Below are 2,886 nucleotides of genomic sequence, written 5' to 3' on the forward strand. Positions count from 1 at the left end.
AGACAGCACTAACTGTCTGGCAACAGCTCGGCAACAATGGTGCGGAAATTAGCCAGGACGATTTCTGAATCGCACGGATTTGCCTTTCACGCCGGTCCTGCTTTTTTCGGCGGATTTCGCCTCGCTGCCCAATGCGACAAGCGCCCATTTCTGATAGGTGTAGCTGGCTGAATAAGCGGCGACCATTGCGCCGGTCGAACCGTCCAGAAATCCCAGCTTAAAAACATAGCTGTTCATATAGGCCCAGACCGAGCGCAACACCGCCTTGCTTATCGAGCTTCTTTTGCCCTCGGTAAGCAGCCGCGCCGCGGACGCTTCTGCGTATCGGCCGATCTTGTCATGCGCGTCTGCCAGGTCGGCGATGGAGTCATGCTCCATAGGATGGGACAATCGCGTAACCTTCCCATTCACCACAACTTTCTCGTGCACCGTGTCGTTGCTGAAGCGCCCGGACTGTCGCCGGAAAAGCCGGAGCACCAGGTCGGGCGACCAGCCGCCATGGCGGACGATGTGCCCACAAAAGCGGGATCTTCTTGGTATTTCGAAGCCATCATAGCCTTTTGGGTTGGCGATAGCGGCTCTGATTTCTGCAGCGAGGGGTGGCTCGACCCACTCGTCGGCATCAAGCGAAAGGACCCAATCCCCTGTCGCCGCGGCCAGGGCACGGTTTTTTTGCGCGCCGAAACCGGGCCAATCGAGGGTAATCAGGACTTTGGCCCCGAGTGCACTGGCGATGTCCCTGGTTTGATCGGTGCTGTTGTTGTCGAGGACGACGATTTCGTCGGCAAAATGTACCGAGCGAAGGCAACGTGCAATGCACGCTTCCTCATTGCGGCTGATTATGATGACTGAGAGCGCCGGCACTGTCAGACGGTTCCGGCGTCAAAACTGCAACAGTTGTTCAAAGAAACTGGTCCCCCGGCCTGTTAGCACTCCGAGCGATACTAACGGATTCAAAAAGAATGTCGAAAATTATCTCAGGTCGAGACTTTCGTAGAGCGCTATCATTCTCCTGATCATGACGTTGAAATCGTAATGTTCGGCCGCCGCTCTGACCTTTGCCGCAGTCTCAGGCCGTGATGACAGCTGCAACGCACGGGCAAGCCCGGCGGCGAGGTCGTTTACGCTGGCTGCGTCGCAAACAAGCGTCGGCTCGAACCGATCGACCAGCTCGCGCGCCCCACACCCGGTGCTTACCACGGCGGGCAAGCCGCTGGCCATGGCTTCGATCACCACTGTGCCGAATGGGTCATAAATGGAAGGCAGCACGGCAATGTCGGCCGCGCCGTACCATGGCAACATATCTTTCTGCGGCCCCAACATCCTGAGCCTTGCGCCCAGACCCAGTCTGTCGCCGGCCTGTTTGAAGGCATTGGCGCGCGAATCATGGCCAATGACCCACACCTCCGGCTCACCGTCCAGCGTGGCGACAGCCTTCATCAATGGAAGAAGTCCTTTTCGCGCGAAACCCGAGCCGACAAACAGGACGACCGGCCTGTTATCGTCGACATCGAGCTGCGCGCGGACCGCGGCCCGATGCTGTTGGCGCAGCTCCAGGTTGAAGCGTTCCAGGTCAACCCCGTTGGGAACATGGTGCACACGTTCCGCCGGATAGTCGTAGTGACGGATAATGTCCTCAGCCACCATTTTCGAAATGGCAATCACAGCTTTAAGCCGTGGGCTGGCATAGGTTGTGCGTTCAAGACGCAGCGTCTGGCGATGAAAGGGACTCAGCGCCGTCGCTGCCCTGCCAAGCCGCGTCTCGAAACGACGCCGCTCGGCAAGATAGGCGGCATGAACGCCTTCCCCGGCCCGGAAGACATCGCAGCACGGAAGACGATCGTTGCTCTGCACCAGGGCCGGTGGCATTTCGGCGATCTTGCGGCATGCGGCTCGGGCAAAGGACGTCGCCCGCAGGGAGCGGGGAAAGCGGCGGCCGGCACAATGGATGAATTCTATGCCTTCGTATCGCGGCCAGTCGCCGGACAGCACAGCCACCGGCCGTTGACGCGCGGCGAACGCCGCCATGATGTTTTCCAGCATGATCTCGCCTCCGCCAAAGGGCGCATAGCGCTGGCGTACGAACAGGATAGGCGTCTTCGGTTCCGCCTGAACCCGTTGATTATGCTGTGACAAATCCATGCGATCTCGCTACGCCGTTGAGCACTCCGGAACCGGCGGATTTGATAAATCACGCAGATGAGCGCGATTTGACCAGTTTGGCTATCCGCCTGCACTGCTGGAGTGAAGATGTGGTTATCGCTAGGCAGTTATTCCATAATTTTCCATGATATTTTTGCAGTATAAAATTTCTTTTTCGGTAAGGTAGTCCTTATACCCGCCAACTACGCCGCGTCTAACTTTAAAACTATCGGAATCGGTGCTGTCTACCGTTCTTAAGCGGTGACCATAGCGCTCATCGCTTTGCCCAGAGGATTCCTTGTTTCTCATGGACTCAAATCGACCGACGTCAATTGCTTTCGTAATTTCCTCCTCGTCTGGTTCTACATTTAACCATTTCGCGATTTGTCTAAGCTCGGAGGCGGCATCGCTGTGGAGCGTTTCGTATCGCGTGATCAACACATCGTCTCTTTCTCTTATTGCCGCCAGCCACATTGCATTAAAGCGGAGGGTCCTCTCGATACCAAACTGTGGGTCTCGTACAAAGCTCGACAAATCGCCTTGGAATAAGCCGCGCCACGCTTCGCGTTTGGTGACGTGAAAATATCCGGAAATTGTTGTGTCGATCGGATTGCGATGCAAAAAAATCAGGGGCCGCTTTCCCAAAAAAGCGTCGGCAGAGCGGAAATCTTTTCTGTGGAACGCGCTGCCGCCGTGGGTGTAATCGAGGCCGACGACAAGCTGATCAAGCATGACTCTTAACCA

The 2,886-nt window shown here is 56.6% G+C and carries 3 protein-coding genes; all 3 read right to left on the reverse strand.

Annotation, left to right across the window (positions count from 1 at the left end):
- Positions 1 to 48: 48 nt before the first annotated feature.
- Positions 49 to 864 carry a glycosyltransferase family 2 protein gene (locus EOA86_RS29000; RefSeq protein ID WP_206523271.1) on the reverse strand — a complete coding sequence of 272 codons (816 nt, stop codon included), beginning with the start codon at positions 862 to 864 and terminating at the stop codon, positions 49 to 51.
- Between the two features lie 108 nt (positions 865 to 972).
- Positions 973 to 2,142: a glycosyltransferase family 4 protein gene (locus tag EOA86_RS29005; RefSeq protein WP_128344804.1), complete on the reverse strand. Its 1,170-nt coding sequence runs from the start codon at positions 2,140 to 2,142 to the stop codon at positions 973 to 975.
- Positions 2,143 to 2,262: 120 nt separating this feature from the next.
- Positions 2,263 to 2,886: sulfotransferase domain-containing protein (locus EOA86_RS29010; RefSeq protein WP_206630166.1), on the reverse strand; the 624-nt coding region annotated here is incomplete at its 5' end.

The organism is Mesorhizobium sp. M5C.F.Ca.IN.020.32.2.1, from assembly GCF_004023105.1.
GTDB classification, from domain to species: Bacteria; Pseudomonadota; Alphaproteobacteria; order Rhizobiales; family Rhizobiaceae; genus Mesorhizobium; species Mesorhizobium wenxiniae.